The organism is Clostridium sp. (assembly GCF_051654825.1).
Taxonomy (GTDB): domain Bacteria; phylum Bacillota; class Clostridia; order Clostridiales; family Clostridiaceae; genus Clostridium.
Window position 1 is genome coordinate 1 of record NZ_JBOFYU010000147.1, and the last position, 26,638, is coordinate 26,638.

The 26,638-nt window shown below is 28.6% G+C and carries 16 protein-coding genes; 15 read left to right on the forward strand and 1 reads right to left on the reverse strand.

The window, feature by feature from the left end:
- The 3 genes from ACRDBA_RS08905 to ACRDBA_RS08915 form a co-directional block, all read left to right on the forward strand.
- A partial coding sequence (locus ACRDBA_RS08905) for a beta-N-acetylglucosaminidase domain-containing protein (RefSeq protein ID WP_438572569.1) occupies window positions 1-3,511 on the forward strand: 3,511 nt, incomplete at its 5' end.
- A gap of 396 nt (window positions 3,512-3,907) precedes the next feature.
- Entirely contained in the window at window positions 3,908-4,579 is a 672-nt protein-coding gene (locus tag ACRDBA_RS08910) for a response regulator transcription factor (RefSeq protein ID WP_438572570.1), read from the forward strand.
- Window positions 4,576-5,598: a sensor histidine kinase gene (locus tag ACRDBA_RS08915; protein WP_438572571.1), complete on the forward strand. Its 1,023-nt coding sequence runs from the start codon at window positions 4,576-4,578 to the stop codon at window positions 5,596-5,598. The genes ACRDBA_RS08910 and ACRDBA_RS08915 overlap by 4 nt, the downstream gene beginning before the upstream one ends.
- Before the next feature lie 45 nt (window positions 5,599-5,643).
- Here the strand turns inward: ACRDBA_RS08915 and ACRDBA_RS08920 are convergent, their stop codons facing one another.
- Window positions 5,644-6,942 carry a dicarboxylate/amino acid:cation symporter gene (locus ACRDBA_RS08920; protein WP_438572572.1) on the reverse strand — a complete coding sequence of 433 codons (1,299 nt, stop codon included), beginning with the start codon at window positions 6,940-6,942 and terminating at the stop codon, window positions 5,644-5,646.
- 209 nt (window positions 6,943-7,151) lie between these two features.
- Here ACRDBA_RS08920 and ACRDBA_RS08925 point away from each other — a divergent pair, with 209 nt between their 5' ends.
- The 12 genes from ACRDBA_RS08925 (at window position 7,152) to ACRDBA_RS08980 (ending at window position 26,638) form a co-directional block, all read left to right on the forward strand.
- On the forward strand, window positions 7,152-9,251 hold the full coding sequence (locus ACRDBA_RS08925; RefSeq protein ID WP_438572573.1) for a sodium-translocating pyrophosphatase: 2,100 nt from the start codon (window positions 7,152-7,154) through the stop codon (window positions 9,249-9,251).
- An 82-nt stretch (window positions 9,252-9,333) separates the two neighbouring features.
- Window positions 9,334-9,849 (forward strand): hypothetical protein, encoded by a 516-nt coding sequence (locus tag ACRDBA_RS08930; RefSeq protein ID WP_438572574.1) that lies wholly within the window; start codon window positions 9,334-9,336, stop codon window positions 9,847-9,849.
- Window positions 9,850-9,920: 71 nt separating this feature from the next.
- Window positions 9,921-10,718 (forward strand): N-acetylmuramoyl-L-alanine amidase, encoded by a 798-nt coding sequence (locus ACRDBA_RS08935; RefSeq protein ID WP_438572575.1) that lies wholly within the window; start codon window positions 9,921-9,923, stop codon window positions 10,716-10,718.
- A 127-nt stretch (window positions 10,719-10,845) separates the two neighbouring features.
- On the forward strand, window positions 10,846-11,283 hold the full coding sequence (locus ACRDBA_RS08940) for a GNAT family N-acetyltransferase (protein ID WP_438572576.1): 438 nt from the start codon (window positions 10,846-10,848) through the stop codon (window positions 11,281-11,283).
- A gap of 169 nt (window positions 11,284-11,452) precedes the next feature.
- Window positions 11,453-15,175, forward strand: coding sequence for a sialidase domain-containing protein (locus ACRDBA_RS08945; RefSeq protein ID WP_438572577.1), 3,723 nt, complete (start codon window positions 11,453-11,455; stop codon window positions 15,173-15,175).
- Between the two features lie 141 nt (window positions 15,176-15,316).
- Window positions 15,317-19,915 carry an MGH1-like glycoside hydrolase domain-containing protein gene (locus ACRDBA_RS08950; RefSeq protein ID WP_438572578.1) on the forward strand — a complete coding sequence of 1,533 codons (4,599 nt, stop codon included), beginning with the start codon at window positions 15,317-15,319 and terminating at the stop codon, window positions 19,913-19,915.
- A 323-nt stretch (window positions 19,916-20,238) separates the two neighbouring features.
- The gene (locus ACRDBA_RS08955; RefSeq protein ID WP_438572579.1) at window positions 20,239-20,562 is read left to right on the forward strand and encodes a PadR family transcriptional regulator; all 324 of its coding nucleotides are present in this window, start codon (window positions 20,239-20,241) and stop codon (window positions 20,560-20,562) included.
- Window positions 20,555-21,157 carry a DUF1700 domain-containing protein gene (locus ACRDBA_RS08960; RefSeq protein WP_438572580.1) on the forward strand — a complete coding sequence of 201 codons (603 nt, stop codon included), beginning with the start codon at window positions 20,555-20,557 and terminating at the stop codon, window positions 21,155-21,157. The genes ACRDBA_RS08955 and ACRDBA_RS08960 overlap by 8 nt, the downstream gene beginning before the upstream one ends.
- Window positions 21,157-22,182 carry a DUF4097 family beta strand repeat-containing protein gene (locus ACRDBA_RS08965; protein ID WP_438572581.1) on the forward strand — a complete coding sequence of 342 codons (1,026 nt, stop codon included), beginning with the start codon at window positions 21,157-21,159 and terminating at the stop codon, window positions 22,180-22,182. The genes ACRDBA_RS08960 and ACRDBA_RS08965 overlap by 1 nt, the downstream gene beginning before the upstream one ends.
- 248 nt (window positions 22,183-22,430) lie before the next feature.
- Complete coding sequence (locus ACRDBA_RS08970; protein ID WP_438572582.1) at window positions 22,431-24,821, forward strand: hypothetical protein; 2,391 nt, start codon at window positions 22,431-22,433, stop codon at window positions 24,819-24,821.
- Window positions 24,821-25,744 (forward strand): ABC transporter ATP-binding protein, encoded by a 924-nt coding sequence (locus ACRDBA_RS08975; RefSeq protein WP_438572583.1) that lies wholly within the window; start codon window positions 24,821-24,823, stop codon window positions 25,742-25,744. Before ACRDBA_RS08970 ends, ACRDBA_RS08975 begins: the two co-directional genes overlap by 1 nt.
- A 12-nt stretch (window positions 25,745-25,756) precedes the next feature.
- The gene (locus ACRDBA_RS08980) at window positions 25,757-26,638 is read left to right on the forward strand and encodes an ABC transporter permease (RefSeq protein WP_438572584.1); all 882 of its coding nucleotides are present in this window, start codon (window positions 25,757-25,759) and stop codon (window positions 26,636-26,638) included.

Sequence of the window (26,638 nt, forward strand, 5' to 3'; positions counted from 1 at the left end):
TAAAGGATTAAGGGTTAGCTATTCAAATGAAGTAGCAAGTGATAAAACTAATATTATTATAGGAATAAAAAATTCTAGAAATATAGTGGACAAATATTTTAATGAAAATATTAGCTATAATTCTGAAACTTTTAATGAAGAGGATTCATATGTTTTAAAGGTAGATGGAAGCCTAAGTGAAAAAGGGACTATCGCAGTACTTGGGAAAAATACTGATTCAGCATATTATGGCTTAGCAACATTGAAGATGATATTTAATCAATTAGAAGGAAATGAAATAAGAAATGTAACATTTGAAGATTTTGCAGATGCAAAGTGGAGAGGATTTATAGAAGGATTTTATGGATATCCATGGTCTCATGAAGATAGAAAAAGTCTTATGGAGTTTGGTGGAGAATTTAAAATGAATTCCTATATATTTGCCCCTAAGGATGACCCATATCACAATTTAAAATGGAGAGAACTTTACCCTGAAAACGAATTAGCTAAAATAAGGGAACTAGCGGAAGTAGGAAATAAATCTAAAACTAAATTTGTATGGGCAATTCATCCAGGATTTAATATGATTAATTGGAATAAGTATGATGAGGAATTAGAAACATTACTAGCTAAGCTAGAGCAACTTTATAGTGTTGGTGTTCGTCAATTTGGATTATTTATGGATGATATAAGTACGGATCAATCATTGGCTGATAAGGATAAGCATGTAAAGTTAACAACTGATGTTGCAAATTGGGTAAAAGATAAGGGTGATTGTTATTCTCTTGTATATTGTCCTCCATATTATAATCAAGCATGGACAGGTGAAAAAGGAAAGCCTTATTTAAGAGCTTTAGCAGATCTTCCAGAAAATGTTGAAATAATGTGGACAGGTGTTGATGTTTGTGGAACTGCAAATGAAAAAGAAATGGAGTGGGTAAGAGAGTATATAAAAAGAGATTCATATATGTGGCTTAATTGGCCTGTAAATGGTCATAATTCTGCAAGATTAATGCTTGGTAAGGGTGAAGTAATGGAGCCTGGAATGCATAATGTATCAGGTATAGTTACAAATCCATTAGAATATGCAGAATTATCTAAAACAGCTATTTTTGCTGTGGCAGATTATACTTGGAATACAGATGAATTTAATGATGATAAAAGCTGGGAAGATTCCTTTAAGTATATAGCACCTGAGGTTTCAGAGGAATTTCATATAATTGCATCTCACTTAAGTGATCCTTCTCCAAGTAATAGAAATTTAGTTTTAGAAGAATCAGAATATTTAAAGGAAGACTTAAAGGTATTTTTAGATAGCTTCAATATTGGAGGAGATATTAAAGAAGTTGGTTTAAATTTAGTAGAAGAGTTTGATAAAATATTAAATGCTATAGACGTTTTTAAATCAGAAAAAAATACTAATATTAAAATGAAGGAAGAAATTAAACCATGGTTAGGTTCGTTAGAATATATAACTAAATCATGTAAGTCAGTTGTTAAATCAGCAATTGCTCTAAAAGAAGAAAATTTAAATGAAGCTTGGACGGAGCTTTCAAAGGCAACATCATATAATGAAAAATCAAAAACCTTTACTACTAAGAAATTAAATTATCCAGATGTAGTAGTTGAAAGTGGGGCAAAAAGATTAATACCATTTGCTACAGAGCTTATAAATAAGTTAGATTCACAAATTTACTTAAAAATGGATCCAGAAGCTAGTTCAAGAATACCAATGGCATCTTATAATTCTAATGAATTAGATAAAATGGTAGATGGAAACAATGAAACCTTTGCTTACTTTAAAGTAAGACAAAAAATAGGTGATTGGTATGGTGTAGATTTAGGAAAAGTTATAAATATAAATGATATAGAAATAATTCAAGGAAGAACAGATACTGATCATGATAGATTCCATAGAGGTATTTTAGAATATTCATTAGATGGTGAAAACTGGACAGCTATAGGGGAAGAAAGAGAAGGGATAGTAATAAAAGAAAATAATTTAAATATTAAAGGAAGATATATAAGATATAGAGCTACCTTTGAGGGAGTACCAGGTGGTAAACCTGATTTATGGACATCTGTTAGAGAAATAACTATAAATAAGGGAAAAGATAAGGCAGTTCCTTATACTAATGTTAATGGACTTAAAGACATAACAGTAAGCAAAGATGGATTAACTACTAAATTAGAAGGTATAAATAATATTACATTAAATAAAAATGAATATATAGGAATTAAATTAACTTCTATAGAAAGAATAGCAGAAATATTATGTGATGTTACATCAGAGGATTTAACTTTAGAATCATCAATTAATGGAATCGAATGGAATAAGGTAAATAATGATGAATCCTTAAATAATGCAAGATATTTAAGATTAATAAATAATACTAATAATGAAATAACCTTTGATTTAAACATATTATCTATAAAGAATAATATGTTTGAAGAAAAAAATGCTAGTCACAATTTTGGAAGCGTTTATAGTGGTGATATTAAAAATATCTTTGATAAAAGATTAGAAAGTAAAGTTTGGTTTGGAGCTGCACAAAGCGCTAATAATTATGTAAAGCTAGATTTAGGTGGAGTAATTGATATAGAAACTCTTGACTTAATTATTAGTGACTCTGAAAAGGATTATTTTAGAGAAGGAAATATTCAAATATCATTAGATGGAGAAAATTGGGAAACTGTAGGAGGATTTAAAGGTGGTAGCCGAGAAGAGAATTTTCCAACCTTAAAGCCTCCTTATAGATATAAAACAGTAGAAAATATAAATAAAAAAGGAAGATATATAAGATTAATTTCAACTAAAAATAGTAATGCATGGTTAGCTTTAAATGAAATATTAGTTAATGGTGGAAAAGAAGAATTAGTAAATCAAAATCCAGCATTTGAAGTTAAACCACAAGGAGAATCAAATGCTTCAATAGATTTTACTATTGATAATAAGCTTTCAACATTCTATACTCCTGGCGGAAATGAAAAAGAGGGAGAGCTTTTATATAAGATTTCAAATTATACTGATATTGGTGAGCTTATAATATTACAATCACCTACAGGTATATCTAATGCTAATGTAGAAGTAAGAGATATAAATGGATGGAATACTGTAGGAAGTCTTTCAGAATCCTATAATTCATTTAACTTAAGTAAATTTGAGAATGTATTAGAGGTTAAGTTAACTTGGACTGAAGAAAAACCTATTATAAATGAAATAATAACAGTGAAAAAAGAAAATGAATCAGAAGATAATATCATAATTGATAAAATAAAAAATTTGGTTTGCAAAAACATTGATAATTCTAAGGTTGAATTAAGCTGGAATAAACCAAATAATGTTAGTGGATTAGTAGGGTTTGTAATTTTTAAGGATGGAAAAGTGTTAAAAGAAATAGGAGCAGAAGAAACAGCAATTATAGTTGATGGATTAAGGGCAAATACTATTTATGGTTTTAAAGTAGCTTCAAAATACTCAAATGGAGCAGTTTCAAAGACTACTTCTATAAATATTAGAACAAGTAAGTAATTTACTTAGGGTGTACTTTAATTAGTACATCCTTTTTTTCTATATTACAAATTTGAAAGGTTAGTGTAATTTACTTAAATACCATAGTTAGAAGAGAGGAGATATAATAAGTACATAAGATAACAAGAGGAGCTGATTAAATGAAAAAAGTATATGAATTAACTAAAGTAATTTTATTAGTTGTTTTTGCTGGATATGATGAAGAAAAATTTAACTTAATATAAAAATTTAAAATATAAAAATTACTTTTTAATAGGAGATGATTAAATGAGAAAATTTTTTGATATAATAATGGTAGTATATTTAGTTTTATTTGCTGGGTATGATGAAGAAAGATTTAATTTAGTAGGAAAATAATTTTTATATAAAATAAGTTAGAAAGGCTTTGAGAAAACTATGAAAAAGATAATTATAATTGAAGATGATGAAATAATTAGGGAGGAATTAAAAACCTTTTTAAGTAGATATGGATATGAAATATATGCACCAAATGATTTTGAAAATATTATTAATTTAATAAAGGAAGCAAAGGCAGATTTAATCTTATTAGATATTAATTTACCTGTTTTTGATGGTTATTACATATGTAGGGAAATAAGAAAGGAATCTGAAACTCCTATAATTATAGTAACGAGTAGAGATAGTGAAGTAGATGAGCTTATGAGTATGAATTTAGGGGCTGATGATTTTATAACTAAGCCTTATAATACTCAAATTCTTTTAGCTAGAATTTCATCTATATTAAAGAGAACTTATGGAACTTCAAATATGCAAGATAAGTTATTATATAAGGATTTAACTTTAAATTTATCAAATGGAACTATTTCAAGAGATGAAAAAACCTTAGAAATAACTAAAAATGAAATAAAGATATTGTCTTTTTTAATGAAAAATAAAGGTAATATTGTTTCTAGAGAATCTTTAATGGATTATTTATGGAGCTCAGATTATTTTGTAGATGATAATACTTTATCAGTTAATGTTACAAGGCTAAGGAAGAAGTTAGAGGATGTAGGACTACAAAATCCTATAGAAACAAGAAGAGGATTGGGGTATATTATGCCATGAGTATTTTAGAATATTTAAAGGGAAAAATGCCATTGATAATCATTAATATAGTGGCATTTATTTTAATTGCAGTTATAATGATTTTTATTAATGTTCATTATGTAGTAATATTTCTAACATTTATTATTTGGTTTATTCCTATAGTAGCCTTTATTACAATGGATATTTTTCAAAAAAAGAAGTTTTATGATGAGGTAATAGGGGTTTTAGATAATTTAGATAAAAAGTATTTATTGCCAGAATTAATAGATGAACCAGATTTTGTTGAAGGAAGAGTATTATATGAAATATTAAAGCAAAGCAATAAGGATATGCATGAAAATATAAAGTTTTATAAGGATAAGGAAATTGAATATAGAGAATATATAGAAACCTGGGTTCATGAAATAAAAACACCAATTGCATCTACAAGACTTATACTTGAAAATAACAAAGGTCCACTAGAACAAAAGGTAAGCTATCAAATCAAAAGAGTGGAGGAGTTTGTAGAACAAGTACTTTTTTACTCCAGAAGTAATGATGTAAGTAAAGATTATATTATTACTGAATTTTATATAGATAAGGTTATAAATAGTGTAATTAGAAAAAATTCTAGGGACTTTATAAATAAAAAAATAAAGCTTGAAAAAAATCAAATAGATGGAGTAGTTTATAGCGATGTAAAATGGGTTGAGTATATATTAAATCAAGTAGTAGGAAATTCTATTAAATATTTAAACAAAGAAGAGAGTAAAATTATAGTTTCAATAAGAAAAAATGAAAATAATATTATTTTAGATATAGAAGACAACGGAGCAGGAATAAGTGAAAAAGATATTAATAGGGTTTTTGAAAAAGGATTTACAGGAGAAAATGGAAGAACCTTTGGTAAGTCTACTGGAATGGGATTATACTTATGCAAAAATCTTTGCGATAAATTAGGGTTAGGAATTCATATTTATTCAAAGGCAAATGAAGGAACAAAAGTATCAATAATATTTCCTATAGGTAAAAATATAATTGAAAAAGAAAATAAATAATATAAAAAAATCGTGGATTGCCATAAATCCACGATTTTTTTATTATTAGGCTGTTTCACCTAAATCATCAGCATAAAAGTCAGAAGCTTCATCATCTAAAGAATAATACTTTTCTTCGTTAAAAGCACCTTCACTTTTACTTATTATAATTGTACAAATACAATCACCCATTGTATTTAAAGTACTTCTACACATATCTAAAATCCTATCAACTCCAAGAATTAATCCAATTCCTTCTATAGGTAATCCAACAGTTTGTAAAACCATTGAAAGCATTACCATTCCAACACCAGGAACACCAGCAGTACCTATTGAAGCTAATGTTGCAGTTAATATTATCGTTATTATAGCATTCAATGAAAGGTCAACACCATAAATTTGAGCTATAAAAATAGCTGCAGCTCCTTGCATTATAGCAGTACCATCCATATTAATTGTAGAACCTAAAGGAATAGTAAATGATCCTATAGAATTATCAACACCACATTCTTCCATAGTTTCTAATGTTACAGGAAGTGCAGCATTACTAGATGCAGTTGAAAAAACTATTGATGCAGGAGTTATAAATCTCTTTAAAAAAGGTTTAATTTTTAATCTAGTAAATAACTTAAACATACCACCATATACAATAGCACCATGAAGTAAAAGAGCAATTAAAATAACTGACATATACTTTAGCAGTGGTATCATGGCATCAAATCCTGTAGTAGCAAAGGTAGTAGTTATTAATGCGAAAACACCAAAAGGTGCAACGTTCATTACTATTTGAACTATTTTCATAATTACTTCATTTAAGCTTTCAAAAAATGCTTTTACTGGTTCAGCTTTTTTACCCACTAAGCTAATTGAAAGGCCAAATAAAATTGAGAAGAATATTATTTGTAACATATCTCCATTAACCATTGATTGAATTGGATTAGTAGGAATAATTCCTATTAAAATATCAACAAAGGATTTACTTTCTGCAATTGTTGGCTCTTGAGTAACTAGGTGAGACATATCTAAGCCTACTCCAGGATTTATTAGAAAAGCAATTCCTATAGCAATTGATATTGCAACACAAGTTGTTGAAACATAAAATAGGAAAGTTTTTCCTCCTACACGACCTAGTTTTTTTACATTTCCCATAGCAGAAGCTCCACAAGTTAATGAAACTAATACTAGGGGAACTACCATCATCTTAATTATTGCAAGGAAGCCATTTCCTAGAACTTTAATAACACCATTTAAAAGTAAGGTGTCTTTAATAAATTCATTTGGAATACTTTTAACTACAAGTCCAAATAAACAGCCTATTATCATGGCAATAAAAATTTTCGTTGTTAGCCCCATTTTCTTTTTCATAATCACGATACCCCATTTCTTTACATTTTTCTCTATATTTCCATAATACACCAAAAATAATATTTTGACAAGCTATATATTTTTACAAGTTGTCAGTTTTATTTAAAATCTTATTTTATAAATAAAATTCTAAAGAGTAGATCTATTTCATATTATAATATGGGAAATAATTTTAAGGTTTAAAAAGAATAAAATAAGGGGGAAGTACAATGGATTTAATAGTTTTTGTGCCCATAGGTGCAACGTTGGCATTACTATTTGCAGCTTATTTAACATTTACTATTTTTAAACATGACGAAGGCGATGCTGTAATGAAGGGGATTGCTGAAAATATAAGAAAGGGAGCTAATGCATATTTAATACGTCAATACAAAGGTATTTCAATATTCTTTTTAGGGATGTTTATAATTTTTTTCATATTAAGTAGATTGGGCTATGTATCAATATTTGTACCATTTGCATTTATTACAGGAGGTTTATTTTCAGGACTAAGTGGATTCTTAGGAATGAAGGTAGCTACTAATTCTAATGCAAGAACTACAAATGCTGCTAAAAAAAGCTTAAATGGAGCATTAAAAGTAGCCTTTGCTAGTGGTTCTGTAATGGGACTAGTAGTTGTTGGATTAGGTCTTTTAGATTTAGGAATTTGGTATTATATACTTAGTTGGTATTATAAGGCTTTACCTGAAATGGAAAGGATTGCACAAATAACATCTACAATGTTAACCTTTGGAATGGGGGCTTCTTCTATGGCACTTTTTGCGAGAGTAGGAGGCGGAATATTTACAAAGGCAGCAGATGTTGGAGCAGACTTAGTTGGTAAGGTTGAAGTTGGAATACCAGAGGATGATCCAAGAAATCCAGCAGTTATAGCAGATAATGTAGGTGACAATGTAGGTGATGTAGCTGGTCTCGGAGCAGATCTTTATGAATCATATGTAGGTTCATTAATATCTTCAGCGGCATTAGCGGTTGCAGCAGGACTTGGTACAAAGGGAGTTACAATTCCTTTATTAGTAGCATCATTAGGGGTAGTATCGTCAATTTTTGCAACTTTTTTTGTAAGATCTAAAGAAGATGCAACTCAAAAGAATTTATTAATGGCACTTAGAAGAGGTGTTTATGTTTCAGGATTAATTGTAGCAATTGGTGCATTTTTCATCGTTAAAAATGTATTAGGTTCAGAATACATGGGAGTTTACTATAGTATTTTGTCAGGACTTATCGCTGGAATTTTAATAGGATTCTTTACTGAATATTATACAAGTGATCATTATAAACCAACAAAAAAATTAGCTGAAACAACTAAAACTGGTGCAGCTACAACTATTATTGGGGGCTTATCTCTTGGTATGTCTTCTACAGCAATGCCTGTAATTATTGTCGGGATATCTGTTTTGACAAGCTTTACATTATCTGGTGGATATAATGATTTTAATTTAGGACTTTATGGAATAGCAATTTCAGCTGTTGGTATGCTTTCAACTTTAGGAATTACCCTTGCAACAGATGCTTATGGACCAGTTGCTGATAATGCAGGTGGAATAGCAGAAATGTCAGATCAAGATCCTATAGTAAGAAAGAGAACAGATGCACTTGATTCATTAGGAAATACTACTGCAGCCACAGGAAAAGGTTTTGCAATAGGTTCAGCTGCTTTAACAGCTCTTGCATTTATAGCAGCATATAAGGATTCAGTTGAAAATATAGTTAAAAATGGTGGAACTCAATTTGAATTTAATCTATCTGTATTAAATCCTCAGGTTTTAATTGGATTATTTATAGGGGGAATGGTAACATTTTTATTTGCATCAAGAACAATGGATGCAGTAGGAAGAGCAGCATCTAAAATTGTTGTTGAAGTAAGAAGACAATTTAAAGAAATAAAAGGTTTGATGGAAGGAAAAGCAGAGCCAGATTATGCTGCATGTGTTGATATATGTACTAAATCTGCTCAAAGAGAATTAGTTGGAATTGCTTTAATTGGTATATTAACTCCTTTAATAGTGGGGTTATTATTGGGACCAAATGGAGTTGCTGGATTATTAGCGGGAGCAACTGTTACTGGGTTTGCTCTTGCAATTATGATGGCAAATGCAGGTGGTGCTTGGGATAATGCAAAAAAATATATAGAATCAGGAGTACATGGTGGTAAAGGATCTGATGCTCATAAAGCAGCAGTAGTAGGAGATACAGTAGGCGATCCTTTTAAAGATACAACAGGACCATCATTAAATATTTTAATAAAACTTATGTCAATGGTTTCTATAGTTTTTGCAGCATTTGTTCTTGCATTTGGAATATTATAAATAAATATTAACTTTATTATTTGTAGTAACCAGATATGGGGGCTAAGTATAGATTATATTATCAATACCTTAGGGGGAAGGGATGAAATATAATTTAATGCCTAGAAGGTATAATTTAAATAGTTTGAACAGTTTAAATAAGAGAGACGTGGTTTTAAGCAAATATAATAAAAGGAAAAAAGCACATAGATATAGTAGAAGTAATATTAATAGAAATAGACATAGATATAGAAATATGTTTAGAGGCTGTAATATTGAATATTTAATTGGTGGAATACTAATTTTAATAGGGACAATATTAATATTGAAAAATACTATTGTATTTTCTTCAATAGGTTATGGAAGGATGTATTTAGGGGGGAAAAGTTTCAGTGGATATTTAGTTCCATTATTAATAGGAATAGTAATTTTAGGATTTAATAGAAGATCTAAAATAGGTTTAATAGTTATAGGTCTTGGATTTGTTTTAATGCTAATTGGAATAATTAGTAGCTTAAAAATAGGATTTTTACCTACAAGTTTATTTAAGACATTAGTAATGTTTATATTTATTTTTATAGGATTAACCATCATATTAAAGAAGCTTTTTAAAAGATAATAAAATACAATATTCATCAAATTAGTACAAAAACATGTCATTGAGAATATGTTAATATAGAGGTGATGAATATGAAGATAGTAATAGATACAGGTCATTGTTTATCTGGTGCAGATACAGGTGCACAAGGAAATGGCTATCGAGAAGAAGTATGTACAAGAGAAATTGGAAATAAAGTAATAAGTAAATTAAGAGCATTAGGTCACACTGTAATTTTAGTTTCAACAGACTATGCAAGCACTTTAAGGGCAAGTCTTAATTCAAGGGTAAGTAGTGCAAATGCGGCAAAGGCTGATATATCAGTATCTATCCACTTAAATGCAGGCGGAGGAAGAGGAGTAGAAATATATACTAAAAGTGCAGTAGAGTTTACAGAAGCTAAAAATATATTAAATAATTTAGTAGCAATTGGATATGTAAATAGAGGAATTAAAGATGGATCAGATTTAGCATTAGTAGGAAGTATATGGACAAAATCTATGCTTGTAGAATGTGGATTTATAGATTCAGCATCAGATATGAAATTATATAATCCAGAAAAAATTGCTGATTGTATAGTAATGGGTTTAGTTGGAAAGACAGCAGCTTCACCATCAAATCCTTTACCTGCAAGGCCAGTAACAGGAAAGAAATATTTAAATTTGAGTCCATCAGTTCAAGCTTGGAGAGTATATCCATTAAATAAGGCTGCCGTAGTCGGAAATGAAGTAGGAAAATTAGCTCCAGCTCAATATGGAGGATTATCTTACGAAATATTAGGAAATCCAAGTACAGATATATATACTATCAAAACATCTACTTTTGGTACAGTAAATATATATGCACCAAGAGATAATGATAGTAGTATTACAGCATCTCCATTATATTAAAAAAAATTAGTACTAGCCTATTTTAGGCTAGTATTTTTTATATTGTATAGTTAAAGATTTAAAATGAACTTTTTATATTTTATTGAGGATATTATAATATAATGAAAGAATAAATAAGGAGGTTAGCATGGATAAATATATAATTAAAGAAATATTAGTAGGAAGCAAAGGATATGAAGAAGAACTGAAATTAAGAGATGAAGTTTTAAGAAAGCCTTTAGGATTAAGTATTCTTAATGATGATATAAGCAATGAACATAAGGATTTACATATAGGGATATTTGAAAGTAAAAATATATTAGGATGCTTAGTAATTACAAGTATAAATGATAATAAGGTTAAGATGAGACAAGTAGCAGTAAATAAGAGGTTTAGGGGGAAGGGAATAGGAAGAACGCTAGTTGTATTTACAGAAAATTTATTAAAAGAAAAAGGTTATAATGAAATAACATTACATGCTAGAAGTGAAGCAAGAAATTTTTATGAAAAATTAGGGTATAAGTCTAGTGGAGATAAGTTTTTAGAAGTTGGAATTTATCACATAGAAATGAATAAACAGATATAGCATAAAAATAACTCTGTTAGTTTTTATATAATCTATCAAATAAAAAAGTCCAATAACTTTAATGTTATAACTTTCTAAAGTATAAAAAATATCTATATATAGTTGTAAAATAATTGTAAATATTTTACAATTATATTGTGGATTATAAATTATATTTAGGAGGTTTAAAATGAAAAGTAGAAAAATTATGTCTTTAATTTTATCAGCTGCTATTTTAAGTAGTGGTATCACTTATTCAACATTAGCAGAAATAAATGAACTTGAAAATGGGGCAACTTATACTACTACAAATAGCAGTCCAACAGTTGAAAGAACTATTCCAAAAACTAGTATAACTGCAACAGCATCATCCTTTGAATCAGGAGAAGATGCTACAAAGGTAATAGATAATAATTTAAATACTATGTGGCATACTCCTTGGAATGGTAGTGCTAAGTTACCTCAAAGCTTATATTTAAAGTTTGATAAAAAGTATGAGGTGTCATCTATAAGGATTACTCCGAGACAAAGTGGAGATAATGGCAAAATTCAAAAATACGAAATATATAGTGGGGAAGCTAGAATAGCAGAGGGAACATTTGATACTAGTTCTAATTCAAAAATAATAGAATTAGACAATCCAATAAGTCTTGATAATATTGAAATTAGAGTAATTGAAGCAGTTGGAGGATATGCTAGCATTGCTGAAGTAGACGTATACACAAATTCAAAAATAAGTAATAAAGTAGTAAGTTATGAAAACACTAAAATAAATAATGGAGAAGGTGGAAATAAGTCAGAGGACTTAAGTAAGCTTAGTAATCTTGAAGAGGGAACTATAGTAGCTAGGTTTAATCATACATCTCCAGGTCTTCAAAGTATTTTTAGTATTAGCAATAACAATACAAATAATGGACATTTTCATATTTATACCTTTGATGGAAAGATTGGATATGAAATAAGGTATGATGATGGAACAACATCAAGAAATTTAGCAATAGGAAGTGCAAATGCTGTTTTAAATACAGGAATTAATACAATAGCATTTAAGGTTGAAAAAAATATAGGTTATACTATGTATTTAAATGGTAAAAAGCTAGTATTTGATTCATCTAATAGTACAAAATTTATAAAGGATTTATTTGAAGTAAACTCTGTTAATTTAGGAAAAACAGATAGAAAGGCTGGAAATGAATATGTATTTAATGGAAATATAGACTTTGTAGACATATATGCTGAGCCAATATCAGATAGCTATTTAGAAAGTAAAACAGCAGAAACTAAGGCAGAGGACATGCCATTGCCAGAAGGTTCAATAAAAACAGATCCTGTTGATGTATATAAGCCAGGTCAATTACAGTCAAATAACTTTAGAATTCCTTCAATGATAACTACTAAGGATGGAACTTTATTAGCAGCTATAGATGTAAGAAAGGGTGGAGGGCATGATTCACCTAATAATATAGATACTGCAGTAAAGAGAAGCACAGATGGTGGAGTAACTTGGGATGAAGGAAAAATAATTTTAGATTATCCGGATTCTGCATCAGGAATAGATGCTAGTATGCTTCAAGATAAGGAAAGTGGAAAGATATTTTTATTAGTAGATGCTTTTCCTGATGGAAGGGGAGCATTCCAATCTATTAGAGGATCAGGTTTTGCTGATGTAGAAGTTAATGGTGAAACTAAAAGGGGAATGATACTTAAAAATTCTGCTGGAGCAGATTTTTATGCAGTAGATATAATACAAGAATATACTATTAGCGGAGAAGTGAAAAAATTAGCTTTAGTAGTTGATACGGCGGGTACAGAAACTGATTATAGAGTTGATGCAAAGAATAATTTATACAAGGTGGCTAATGGAGAAGCTTCGAAAATAGGTAATACCTTTGGAAGAACAGCAGAGCTAAAAGCATTTGGAACATCATATTTAGCATTAATAAGTAGTGAAGATGATGGTGTAACATGGTCAGAACCTCAAATAATTTCAGGACAATTTAAAAAGGAATGGATGAGTTTTCTTGGAACAGGACCAGGAAATGGAATTCAAATAAAAAATGGTGTCCATGCGGGAAGATTAATATTTCCAGTATATTTCTTAAATAAAAATCAAAAGCAATCAAGTGCATCAATTTATAGTGATGATGGTGGAAAGACATGGATTATGGGTGAGTCTGTAAACGATGGAAGAATTCTTAATGGAAATGTTATTAATTCTAGTGAAATTACAGGAGCATCAGGAGAAGAAATGACAGAATGTCAAATTGTTGAAATGCCAGATGGTCAATTAAAGATGTTTATGAGAAACCCTTCAAGAGCTAACCCAGCTGTAGCGACTAGCTTTGATGGTGGAGAAACATGGGAGGCAATAGTTGAATATGAAACTGACTTAAGAGAACCTTACTGTCAACTAAGTGTTATTAATTATAGCCAAAAGGTAGATGGAAATGATGCACTTATTTTCTCAAATCCAGATTCATCAAGTAGAACTAATGGAGCTGTTCAAGTAGGGTTAATTAATGAAGTTGGAGTAGATGATAAGGGTCGTATGCAGTATGATTTTGAGTGGAAATATAAACAATTAGTTAAGCCTGGATATTTTGCATATTCATCATTAGCAGAATTACCAAATGGTGAAATTGGATTGTTTTATGAAGGAACTGATAATAAAGCAATGTCCTTTACAAAAATGAACATGGAATACTTAAAAGCAGATTTAATAGCACAGGCACCAGAGGCTAAGGTAGAAAGTGTTGTTTTAAATAACCCAAAAGAAAGTTACAAGCCAGGTGATGAATTAAGTGTAAAGATTAAATTTGATCAATCTGTAAGTTTAATTGGTAATAGAAGTTTTATAGCTATGATAGGTGATAAAGAAGTAGTTTTAAATAAAGATATAATAAATAGTCAAGAAGCTGTATTTACAGGAGTAATTCCAAGTGATATTGAGCCGAGAGATTATGATATAACTTTAAAAGGTAAAAATGACTTAGAGATAATTAATGTTATAGGAAAACTATCTAATATTTCTAGTGATATTGTTACAGGTTTAAAGGTTAATATTATTAATGATACTGTTGGTGAAGAAGATTTTAAATTGAGTTATCTAGGTGGAAGCTTAAATGGTGAGGGAATAAATATAAGTAGTGATATTGATAAAATTAAAAAGCTAAATAAGGGAACAATAGTTGCAGAATTTGATACAAATAGCTTAGCAGTTCAAAGTATTTTTAGCGTAAGTAATTCTAATAAAAAAGATGGTCATTTTCATATTTATGTTCAAGGTGGAAAAATTGGATATGAATTAAGATATGAAGGTCCAAATGGACGTATGAATTTATCAACTGGAAGTGCTAATGTATCTCTTCAAGAAGGTAAAAATAAAATTGCCTTTAAAGCAGAAAATGGTATTGGATACTCAATGTTTTTAAATGGGGAAAAAGTATTAACTATAAGCAAAACCGATAGTAACTTTTTAACAGATTTATTTGAATTAGATTCAGTATATATAGGAAAAACTAAAAGGGCAACTGGTGGTTTTGAATATCCATTTACAGGTGAAATATCTTATGTAGACCTTTATTCAAAGGTATTATCAGATGAAGAATTAAATAGTTTAACCTCTTTAAATACACCAATAATTGCAGATAAAATAGAAAACTTAAGTGTATCTGAAAAATCTAATGATAGTATAACTATAAGTTGGGATGAGCCTAACAATAAAAATGGACTAGTAGGTTATACTGTGTACAAAGATGGTAAAGAAATAGAGAATATATCTGCTGAAAGTACAAGTTATAAATCTACAGGTTTAAAAACTAATACAATTTATGGATTTAAGGTAGTTTCTAAATATTCAAATGGTGAAATATCTAAGCCTGCATCAATAAATATAAGAACTAGCACAAATTAAATATATTTAATCAGAGTGATACCTACAGATTTTATGTCTGTAGGTATTTTAAATGTTATAAATAATATGTGTAAACGATTCATAATGCCAGGAAAATAATGTAAAATATATATGAGAATAAATTTAAAGGGGATTAAAATTATGAGACGTAAAAAAATAATAGCTATGTTACTTGTGGCAGCACTAACATTCAATATTAGTGTGCCTACATTTGCAGCCATAGAAACTGTTGCAGGAGGATATGAGGTTGATATGGATGATTTACCTAAGGTACATTTTAAAGAACATAAAGATTGGGAGAACTTATATAATGTAGCTTGGGATTCCCATAAGAAAAATATTAAAAAGGTTACAGAAGCATTAAATCCTGAAGTTACAAATAGTGAAAAAACAGGATATTATGTTGATGAAGCCTTTGATGATAGAATTTTTCAATGGGATACATTGTTTATGATGTTATTTGATAAATATGGAATAAACCAGTTTCCAACATTAAATTCAATGGATAATTTTTATTATCATCAAGTAGATAGTAATGGTGAGGATGATGGTTTTATTAACCGTATGATATATGAAAGTAATGGTCAAGGCTATTATGATTATAAAAATTTAGATGCATTAAATCCACCGCTTTTTGGTTGGGCTGAATGGGAACAATATAAGGTTCATGGAGATGTTGAAAGATTTACTAAAGAAGTCAAAGGTAAATCAATAATTGATAGAATAGACTCATTATATGAATTTACAAAAAGAACTCGTAGAATTTCAGAAGGACCTATGAAGGGTTTTTATGTGTCAACAGGTCAAGGAAATGGCCTTGATAATACACCAAATCAAGGTGGATGGAATGAAGCGGCAAATGATATGACTATTCAGCAAGTACAAGCGGCTGAATATATTGTGAAAATATGCGAAGAAATATTAGATAAGGATACTAATTTAAGTGATGAGGAAAAAGAAAAGTACAGTTCAAAGGCAGATAAATATAGAAATGAGTGTAGTGAATTAAAAGAATTAGTAAGAGAAAAAATGTGGTCTAATGATAAAAGTTTTTATTTCAACGCTAAAAAGGACAATGGAGAATTTACGAATGTAGTTACTCCAACAGGACTTTGGTCACTAGCTGCTAATATAGCAACTGAGGGACAAGCTAAAGAAATGATAGAAAATTATGCATTAAATTCTGAAAAATTATTTAGACCTAATGGATTATCAACAACATGCTATGATTTTAATGGAAGAAAAGATGGTGGATATTATAACAGTCCATTTAAACCAACAGGTGGTTATTGGAATGGTGCAGTATGGGCACCTACATCATATCAATGGATTAAAGGACTTGAAAATTATGGTTATGATGACTTAGCTTTTCAAGAAGCAATAAGACATGTAAACACATTATCAAATGTACTTAAAAATGGATATGAAGATAGAAACGGAAGTAAGCTTAATACAATATGGGAAAATTATTCATCAGAATATGACAAGCCAGGATCTACAGAATTTAATGATATGCAGCCATCAAGATCTAATTTTGTTGGATGGACAGGTGCAATAGCAATTGCAAATATTATAGAAAATGTAATTGGTATAAGGCTAGATAGTCCTAATAATACTATTGAGTGGAATGTTAATTTAATTGAAGAACATGGAATAAATAATTTATATATGAAAAACAATAATGGAATTGAAAATAGAGTATCATTAATTGCAAATGAAAGAATAAATGATTCTTCACCTATTGTTATTACATCTAAAGCAGATTATCCATACACTTTAAATATAAAAAACAATGGTAAGATAGAAAGTATTAATGTAGAAGAAGGAACTCAATTAATTACAGTTGAAGGTTATGATTTAGGTAAAGAGACATATCTAGATTCATCTGTACACAATTTAGAGACACAAAAGGATACTTTAGCTAAAGAGTATCTTGATGTAAATGCTAAGGACTATGTAATATTTAGTGATACTGATGATAATACCATAAATGATGGACTTAAAAAGCAAGTAGGCAAGGAATATAAAGGCATTTTTAATGTAAATACAATTGGATATAGGGAAAAGGATTCTGCTAATCCAACTTTAATTAGAGAAGATGAAGAGTTAAGTGAATTAGGATTTGATGGTGCCAAGGATTATGTTAAAAGAAGTCACATTCATGGAGAAGAAGGTTTTATGTTAATGGCGCCGGCAAATAATGAAATGCAGACATTAAAGGTTGTAGTAGGTGTACAAAATGCAACTGCAAAGGTAGTAGCTAATATTTCAGATGGGTCAAGTCCTGAAACTATTCAAATTATGCAAGGGGGAGATGAAGAGGCAGTTTATGTAGTAGAAATTCCATATAGAGCATCATCAGATGGAAATAATATATTAGTTGAATATGTAATTACAGATGAAGTTAAAGGTAAGGGGGGAAATATTTCTTTAAAGGGAATAGTATTAGAAGATGGTGGAATGGAAGCTATTCCAGCTATTGAAGAGATAATGTTAACATCTAGTGATTCAGCGTTAACTGTAAATGGAAAAAATCCAGAGGGAATGAATTATGATAGCTATAAGATTTTGTTAGGAAGTACTATTGGTAAATATGAAATAATAAGGGAAGTTAAAAGCTTACCTGCAACAATAGAAGGTTTAAAGAATTATAAGAAATATTATGTAACTGTTGTTGGTGTTAAAAATGGAGTAGAAAGTAGTATAAGTACTATAAAAAGTGAGATACCAGAAGCTAAGCCAAGAACAGATAGAGAAAGAGCTTATGCAGATTTTAAGGAAGTTGAAAAGTTTATTTTAAATGGAAATGAAAACTTTGAATCAGTTACTAGACCATTAAATTTTGATATAAAGGGTTTAACATATGGAAGTAGCTTTGAAATTACTACATCTACTGATGGTGAAAAATATGGAATTAGTAATTCAGGTTCAGTTAATCCTCCTATAAAGCCGCTAAATGATATTGATGTAGAAATAAAAATAAAGGTGAATTGTGGTTCAGAAAATATAGAAATTGTTAAAAAGGCAATTGTAAAAGCTAAGGATGTAAAGGAACTACCATATGCAACAGGGGAAATAAAAGAATCTCCAGATAGTTTTAACATTACAGAAGAAGGAGAAAAGGACTGGATACTATTTAATAATTCAAATTTATCAAATTGTGAAAAGAAAGAAAATAGTAATTTAATTAAGGATATAAACAAAATAGGAATAACTAATACTGAAATAGAAGGAAAAATGAAAACTACAATCTCTTATTTTGATGGAAGTATTAATAAATTAGGTTCAAGTAAAAAGGCAATATATCATAGAAAAAATGGTAATGGTATAGAATTTAAATTGCCATATAGTGATAAAATACAAAATTTAAAGGTATTTGCAGGAGTATGGCAAGCAGGAGCAACAATTGAACTTCTAATTAATAATAATGTTGTTTATACAGATAGTTTTGAGAAAGTAGATGGTTCAGGAGGAGTACAAGCAAATTATTTTGATATAAAATTTAAGGCAGTTAATCCAACTGATGAAATAAAGGTAAAAATTTATACAACAAATGATGCTGATAAAACTTGGGGAGGTGGATTTGCAGCAGTTCAAGGAATATCATTAAAAGAAACAGATGATAAAATTCCTACACCAGAGGAAGTTTTGGATAAAAATGTAGATATAAAAACGGTAAATCAGGAAGAAAGAGTTGATTTAACTAAAAAGGGTAGTAAGGATTGGTTATTATTTAACACAATAGATATAAATAGTATTGAAAGCAAAAATACAGAAAGAAAAATTAGAAATTTAAAAACTATAGGTAACCCATCTAAAATTAATCCTAACTCCGGAGTTTCAAATTTCAGTTACTCAGATGGTTCAATTGTATCGTCAGGAACCCATAATAAAGGTGTAGTTTTTGAGGGAGAAAATAAGGGGATTACATTTGAAGTACCTTATAGTAAAAACAATCAAAAGCTAAGCATTTATGGTGGAGCATGGGCTGCAAAAGTTACATTAGAAGGAAATATCAAAAGAAATGGAGAAACAATTAAAACTATAACAAAGTCATTTGATATGACAAATACAAAGCCAGGATCACCTGCTGAATATACTGTTTTTGATTTAAATTACAATCTAGAAAATAGTGAAGATATTTTAGAGATAAAGATTTTCACTGATGAACTTTATGATTTAAATTGGGGGAATATGAGTATTTCAGCAATTACATTAAGTGAAGTTTTAGAAGCTAAGGTAGATAAAAATATAGAAAATGGATTAATAGATTTAAGTAAATCAAAGGTTTCAAAGGGGGATGAAGTAGAAGTATTTATTTTACCAAATGAAAACAAAGAATTAAAAGATGGAAGCTTAAAATATTTAGATGATAATGGAGAAGAAACTATAATAGTAGATAATAAATTTATTATGCCTGATACTAATGTAACTGTACAAGCGGAATTTATTGATATTAATGATTCGATAAATGTTGAAAAGCCAATAAATTTAAAGGTAGATGATAAAAAATCTAATTCGATTTTACTTAGTTGGGAGTCACCTGCAAGTAATACTGGATTAGTTGGATATAAAATTTATAAAGATGGAAAAGAAATTGCAGAAGTAGATTTAAATACATTATCATATAATATAGATAATTTGAAATCTAATACAATTTATGGATTTAAGGTAGTTTCTAAATATTTAAATGGAGAACTATCTAAACCAATATCTATAAATACAAGAACAGAAAAATAGTATTTAATTAAAAAATTGAGAAGATAGGCAAGGTGCAGAAGTTACATTAATTATAAAAATATAGATAGAGTTAGTAGTCTTGTGTTAATTTTTAATTTAACCTAAAGATTTAAAAGTATGTATTTAATAGTGTCTAAGCTCATATTTTTATATTAAAGAGTTTAGAAAAACAATAGATACTAAAATATATAAATTATACCTACATGTAGTATAGCTATATGTAGGTGTTTTTTTATTCTTGAATTTGGAAATAATTTATTGACTTATAATATTATATAACGTATAGTATTATACAAGATAAAATATTATAAAGAGGTGAAAAAATGGCGTTTCAATTAGGAGCAGCTTTGTTAGATGCATGTGTTTTAGCAGTACTTTCTAGAGAGGATACTTATGGATATATACTTACACAAAATGTTAGACAAATAATGTCTATATCTGAATCAACACTTTATCCAGTTCTTAGAAGATTACAAAAGGATGAGTGCTTAACAACTTATGATAGTGCTTACCAGGGAAGGAATAGAAGGTATTATAAAATCACAGAAAAGGGTAAGAAAAAATTAGAGGAATATCTAATTGAGTGGGATGAATATAAAATAAATGTTGATAAAGTATTATTAGGTAGGGTGATGAATAATGAATAAAGAGAAGTTTATTAATGAATTAAGAAGAAAGCTTAAAAGGTTGCCAAAGGAAGAAGTAGATAATGTAATTGCATATTATTTAGATTACTTCCAAGATTCAGGTAAAGATGAAAAAGAAGTATTATTAGAATTAGATCCACCATCAGTAATTGCTTCACAAATTTTATCTGAACATGCATTTAATGATGACTATACTAAAGATAATAATAAGGGTGGGTTAAATAAATTAATGTTAATAATATTAGCAGTTTTTGCAGCACCAATTGCATTACCTTTATCACTTGCTTTTATTTTAGTATTACTATCTTTAGTAATTGTTGTTGTAGCCTTAGGGGTAAGTTTTGCAGCTATAGCAGGAGCAGGTTTTTTAGCAGGCGGAGTTACCTTTTTAGCAGGAATAGTTGTATTATTTAAAGGACCTGCAACAGGATTATTCTATATGGGAATGGGGTTAATGGTAATAGGAGTTGGAATATTAGTAGCATTAGGAATAAAAGCTATGCTTCCAATAATTTTTAGAGTTATAAAAAATGTAACTAATAAGTTTTTAAATAAATTTAATAAGTCTAAATCATATAAAAGAGGGGATTTATAATGAGTATAAAAAATAAATGGTTAAAAATATCATTAGCATTAATAGCTTCGGGGGGGATTATTTCAACTATAGCCTATTTTAGTGGTGGTAATAATAGTCTTTATGTAGGCAGGGATGGAATAAAAATATATGAAAATAAAAATGTTATAGAAGAAAAAAAAGATTTAGAAAAATTCAGCGATGTTAACATAGATATAAGCTTTGGTGATATAGAAATAATAAAATCTAATAAATATGCTATAGAAGTTTCTTTTAGTGAAGAAATAGAAAAAATTGAATATTATGTCCAAGATGGAAAGTTAAATATAATTAATAAAAATAAAATTTCAGGTATAAATATAGGCTTTAATTTTGGTGGGATAAATACGAAAAGTCATATAAAAGTTTATATTCCTGAAAATGAAGATTTAAATAGCTTATATGTAAAAAGTAGTAGCGGTAATGCAATTATTGATGGAATAAATGTAAAGGATACTTCTATAGAGTGTGATTTTGGTAATATTTCAATAAACAATTTACTAGGGGAAAAGGCATATGTAAATTCAAATAGTGGAACTATAAAAGTAAATAATGTAACTTTAAATAATATAGATATGGATGTAGATTTTGGTGATGTAAGAGGAGCAAATATTCAATCTAAAACTATTATTGCAAAGTTAAACTCTGGTGAATTTAAGGTTGATGGACTTATAGCAAATAATATGGATATAAGTAATGATTTTGGTGATATCACTGTAAATGGAGTAAAAACAGATGGAACTGTAATTAACATGAATGCAGGAACAGTTAGATTAAGTGGTGAATTAAAAGGTGAAAATATTATAAATAGTGATTTTGGAGATATAAATATAGAAACAAGCCTAAATAGGGATAGTTATTCATATAAAGTAGATATGGATTTTGGTAGTAGTAAAATTGATGGTAAAAATCAAGATGGTGATTTAGAAATGATAAATGAAACTTCACAAAACAAATTTATTATAAATAGTAAAAGTGGAGATTTAAAAATTGATTTTTCTAAGTAATTTAATGAATAAAATTGTAAAAACGAGATAATAATATAGATACAGAGTTAATACAGCCATTAACTTGATCCTAGATTTTATACAGTTTAAGGTAGTCGATAGACTACCTTTTTATTTGTTTTAAAATATATATTTCAAAGTAATAAAAATAGTTTAAGAAAATATTAAGAAATAGTTAAGGGCATATTTAGGTTTATACAGTATTATCTAGATATAAAGTTAAAAATATCAAAAATGGGGGAATAAAGGTGAAAAGAATTTTAAAAAGAAGTTTATTTAGCATTGTAGTATTAATTTTATCTTTAACTTTAAATATGCAAGGGATAAAGGTAAATGCCCAAGATGCTAATGAAGGAAATTATGAGATAAAAATAGAGTATGGAATTGATGGGAAATATAAGTCTTATAAATATTTGCCAATTACAGTAGATGTAAAAAGTAAGGAAGAAGACTTTACAGGAGAAGTTGAAATAAGAGTACCAAGCTCAACACCAGGTTCTTATGATGCATATAGTAAGGAAGTTACTATTAAGAAGGGTGAAAGTACTAAGGTTAGTATTCCTGTGATGTTAACAGAAGGAAATAGTAAGTTTACTGTTAATCTTACAAAGGACAATAAAAGTATTGTAGAAAAAAAGATGTCAATTTCAAAGGGGAGAATTTCAGAAGGAAGTCTATTTGTTGGATTATTAACAGATGATGTGAATTCACTTGGATATTTAGGAAACGTTGAATATGTAGATTCAAATATTCCAAATCCTTTAACATTAAATACTGTAAAACTAGATTTTAATAGTATAGGTGATAATTATTTAAACATAGATGCATTAGATATAATATTTATAAACAATTTTAACTTAGGCAATTTTAAAGCAGAACATTACTCAGGTTTAAATGCATGGGTTAACAAAGGTGGTACACTAGTTATTGGTGCTGGTGTAAATGAAAGTAAAACAGTTAAAATACTAGATAAATCTTTAATAGATGTAAAATCAAATGGAGTTTTAGAAAAAGAAGTAAAAGTAATCAATGATACTTTAAAATTAAACCTTTCGCAATTAGAAATTGCTGATTCTGAAATAAAGCTTGCAAGTAATGAAGATAAATTAGCTTATTCAGTAAAAAAAGGCAAAGGTGAAATATTAATAACTACTTTTGACTTAGGAACTGAGCCACTTATTTCATCAAAGGATTCAGTAGAAGTATGGAATAAGCTATTAATAGATAAATTCCAAAAAGTTAATGAAGACTATAAGTATGGTGGTGGGTATTATTCATACGAAAGAAACAGTTTAGTTTCAAATATTCCAGTAGAAAAAATACCAAGTATATGGTTATTAGGTGGTATATTAGGAGTATTTGCTTTAATTATAGGTATAGTTCTTTATTTAGTGTTAAAAAAGATAAATAAAAGAGATTATATTTGGTTAGCTGTACCGATAACTTCAGTAATATTTGCAGTAATTATATTTTTAACAGGTAGTGTAACTAGAGTTAATGATGTAGTTTTAAATCAAATAAATATATTAAATTTAAACAATGATGGTAAAGCGCAAGTAAAAGGTATTGTAGGAATAGGGAGTAAATATAAAGGTGATTTAATAATAGAAAAACCAGAAGGAATCGTTATGAACTTCAGGGAAAATATGAATCATTATTATAATAATCCAGAAGATATGAAAATTGATAAACTAAGAGTAAAAACTACTTATAGAAACAATAATTCATATTTTAGCTTTAAAGATAGTGATGCTTTAAACATGAAAAACTTTGAGGTTTATGGAAATGATCAAACATTACCTAAATTAGAATCATCATTTAATTTAGACGGAGGTTTATTAAATGGTGTTGTAAAAAATAATTTAGATAGCAATATAAATAGACTAATATTAGTTTCAGGTGATAGTATTTGGGAGCTTGGTTCTGTGAAAAAGGGAGAAGAAGTATCTTTAAATAATATAGAATTAATAAATGCATCAGGATTTGATTCATATTCATATGAATTAACTAATAGATATTGGCAATCAAGATGGGATAAGTCTATAGAAGAAAAAGATGAAGAATTTAAATGGATCGAAAGATATTCAAACATTTATAGAGTTATTAGTGAGGAAGCTGTTGTAAGTAGTAGCGATACTAAACTTATTGCTATAACTGATATGCCGATAGAATATGGATTTGATTTTAGTAAAAAGGATGTTTCTAAGTTTGATACAACAGTAATAATTCAAGATACAGTAGTAGACTTTAAGGATAAGGATGGAAACTTAAATTATCCATTAGGACATTTTAAAAGCGTAATAGAAAATAGTGTAGGTTCAATTTATCAAGATGATTATGCAGGCTTAATTAATGGTGAAGGTGAAATGACATTAGCATTTAATATTAGTGAAGATATTGATGTTGTTAGTGTAGATGTAAGAACTTTAGAAAGTAAGTATGGATCTTCTAGAACTGCTGAATACCTTGTATTTAATAATGAAATAAATGATTATGAAAAGATAGATTTAACTAATGGAATTACTTTATCAGAGCCAGGAAAATATTTATCAAATAATGTGATGAAAATTAAAGTATCTCTTAAAGAGGCTGGAGATGGAGAAATACCAAAAATAGCTGTTAAGGGGAGGGTTAAATAATGTTAATTATAAAGAATCTTCAAAAATCATATGGAAATTTTAAAGCTTTAAATGGCTTAGATTTAGAAATTAAAAAGGGTGAGATATTTGGATTTATAGGACCTAATGGAGCAGGTAAAAGTACAACTATGAAAATTGTATCAGGTTTACTTTCACCTGATAGTGGGGAAGTTTATGTTGATGGTATAGATGCAATAAAAAATAATAAAGCATTAAAAGATAAAATAGGATATATGCCTGATTTCTTTGGTGTATATGATAATTTAAAAGCAATAGAATACCTTGAATTTTATGCTTCAATATATGGAATAGTTGGAGAAGAGGCTAGGACTTTAGGGATGGATTTACTTGAATTAGTAAATTTAAGAGATAAATGGGATGCAAATGTAGATGGTTTATCTAGAGGAATGAAGCAAAGATTATGTTTAGCTAGATGTTTAGTGCATAATCCAGATTTATTAATATTAGATGAGCCTGCATCAGGAATGGATCCAAGAGCAAGATATGAAATGAAGGGTATATTAAAAAATTTAAAGGATATGGGGAAAACAATAATTGTTTCATCTCATATACTTCCTGAACTTGGAGAGATATGTACTAAGATAGGTATTGTAAAGGGTGGAAGAGTAGTTTGTCACGGAACTGTAGATGAAATAATGACAAGGGCAGCAGGTTCATCACCATTTATTATCAATGTTTTAGATAATGCAGAAAAAGCAATTCAGACATTAAAGGAAATTCCTTATGTTAAGAGTGTTTCTGTAGATGGAAATAAAATTACAGCAAATATAGAGGGTGGAGATAAAGAGGGTAGAGATTTATTAAAAGCTCTAGTTTTAAAAGATATATCTGTAATTAGCTTTACTAGAGCAGTTGGAAATCTTGAAGATGTATTCATTCAAATAACTGAGGAAAATAATTAAGGGGGGACGGCTATGAGATTAAATCCAGTTTTAAGAAATGAAAGCAAATTAGCAGTAAGAACAGCTAAATTTACAATGCTATTATTTGCATATATAGCAATTTTAACAGTAGGAACTTTAATATTTTATAGTTCATATTCAGATAGTGTTTATACAAATGGTTTAGATACACAAGGATCAATATATTTATATATAGGAATGGCAATAGCACAAGCTGTGCTTTTAATGTTTATTGTTCCAGCTTTAACTTCAACGGCAATATGTTCAGAAAGAGAAAAGCAGACATTAGATATATTATTATCAAGTAAGCTTACACCGCTTCAAATTATTATAGGTAAGGTTTTAGCATCTTCAGCAAAAGTAATTTTACTAGTAATATGCACAATGCCTATGTATGCAATATGTTCACTTATAGGTGGAGTTAAATTATTTAATATTTTTGAACTTATGGTATTTTTCTTTGTTACAACAATATTTGTAAGTTCAATAGGAGTATGTGTTTCAACTTATATGAAAACATCAAAGGTAGCAACAGCTTCAACATATGGACTAGTATTATTTATATTTGTAGGAACTTTAATTATTGCATGGGTTAGTTTTATGCTAACAGCTTTTAAAAGTCAAGGTTCAGTAATTCCAAGTGTTTCACCAGTAATATATTTAAGTCCAGCAACAGGATTTATAAGCCTTTTAATGAATCAAGTTGGATTAATTGGTGATATAGGATATTTAAAAGCACAAGTAGGAATTTCAAATTATGCTGAATATATTTCATTAGCAGTTCAACTTATTTTAAGCTTTGGATTTATATATTTAGCAGCATTAAAATTAAATCCATTAAATACAACAAATAAAATTAAATTTTTAAAAAGAAATAAAAAGATAAAGGAGTAA

Bases quoted from the DNA above. Each gene is read 5' to 3' on its own strand.
- ACRDBA_RS08975 (WP_438572583.1), top strand. From the start codon at position 24,821: ATGTTAATTATAAAGAATCTTCAAAAATCATATGGAAATTTTAAAGCT.
- ACRDBA_RS08930 (WP_438572574.1), top strand. From the start codon at position 9,334: ATGAAATATAATTTAATGCCTAGAAGGTATAATTTAAATAGTTTGAAC.
- ACRDBA_RS08935 (WP_438572575.1), top strand. From the start codon at position 9,921: ATGAAGATAGTAATAGATACAGGTCATTGTTTATCTGGTGCAGATACA.
- ACRDBA_RS08920 (WP_438572572.1), bottom strand. From the start codon at position 6,942: ATGAAAAAGAAAATGGGGCTAACAACGAAAATTTTTATTGCCATGATA.
- ACRDBA_RS08980 (WP_438572584.1), top strand. From the start codon at position 25,757: ATGAGATTAAATCCAGTTTTAAGAAATGAAAGCAAATTAGCAGTAAGA.
- ACRDBA_RS08940 (WP_438572576.1), top strand. From the start codon at position 10,846: ATGGATAAATATATAATTAAAGAAATATTAGTAGGAAGCAAAGGATAT.
- ACRDBA_RS08945 (WP_438572577.1), top strand. From the start codon at position 11,453: ATGAAAAGTAGAAAAATTATGTCTTTAATTTTATCAGCTGCTATTTTA.
- ACRDBA_RS08910 (WP_438572570.1), top strand. From the start codon at position 3,908: ATGAAAAAGATAATTATAATTGAAGATGATGAAATAATTAGGGAGGAA.
- ACRDBA_RS08965 (WP_438572581.1), top strand. From the start codon at position 21,157: ATGAGTATAAAAAATAAATGGTTAAAAATATCATTAGCATTAATAGCT.
- ACRDBA_RS08960 (WP_438572580.1), top strand. From the start codon at position 20,555: ATGAATAAAGAGAAGTTTATTAATGAATTAAGAAGAAAGCTTAAAAGG.
- ACRDBA_RS08915 (WP_438572571.1), top strand. From the start codon at position 4,576: ATGAGTATTTTAGAATATTTAAAGGGAAAAATGCCATTGATAATCATT.
- ACRDBA_RS08950 (WP_438572578.1), top strand. From the start codon at position 15,317: ATGAGACGTAAAAAAATAATAGCTATGTTACTTGTGGCAGCACTAACA.
- ACRDBA_RS08925 (WP_438572573.1), top strand. From the start codon at position 7,152: ATGGATTTAATAGTTTTTGTGCCCATAGGTGCAACGTTGGCATTACTA.
- ACRDBA_RS08955 (WP_438572579.1), top strand. From the start codon at position 20,239: ATGGCGTTTCAATTAGGAGCAGCTTTGTTAGATGCATGTGTTTTAGCA.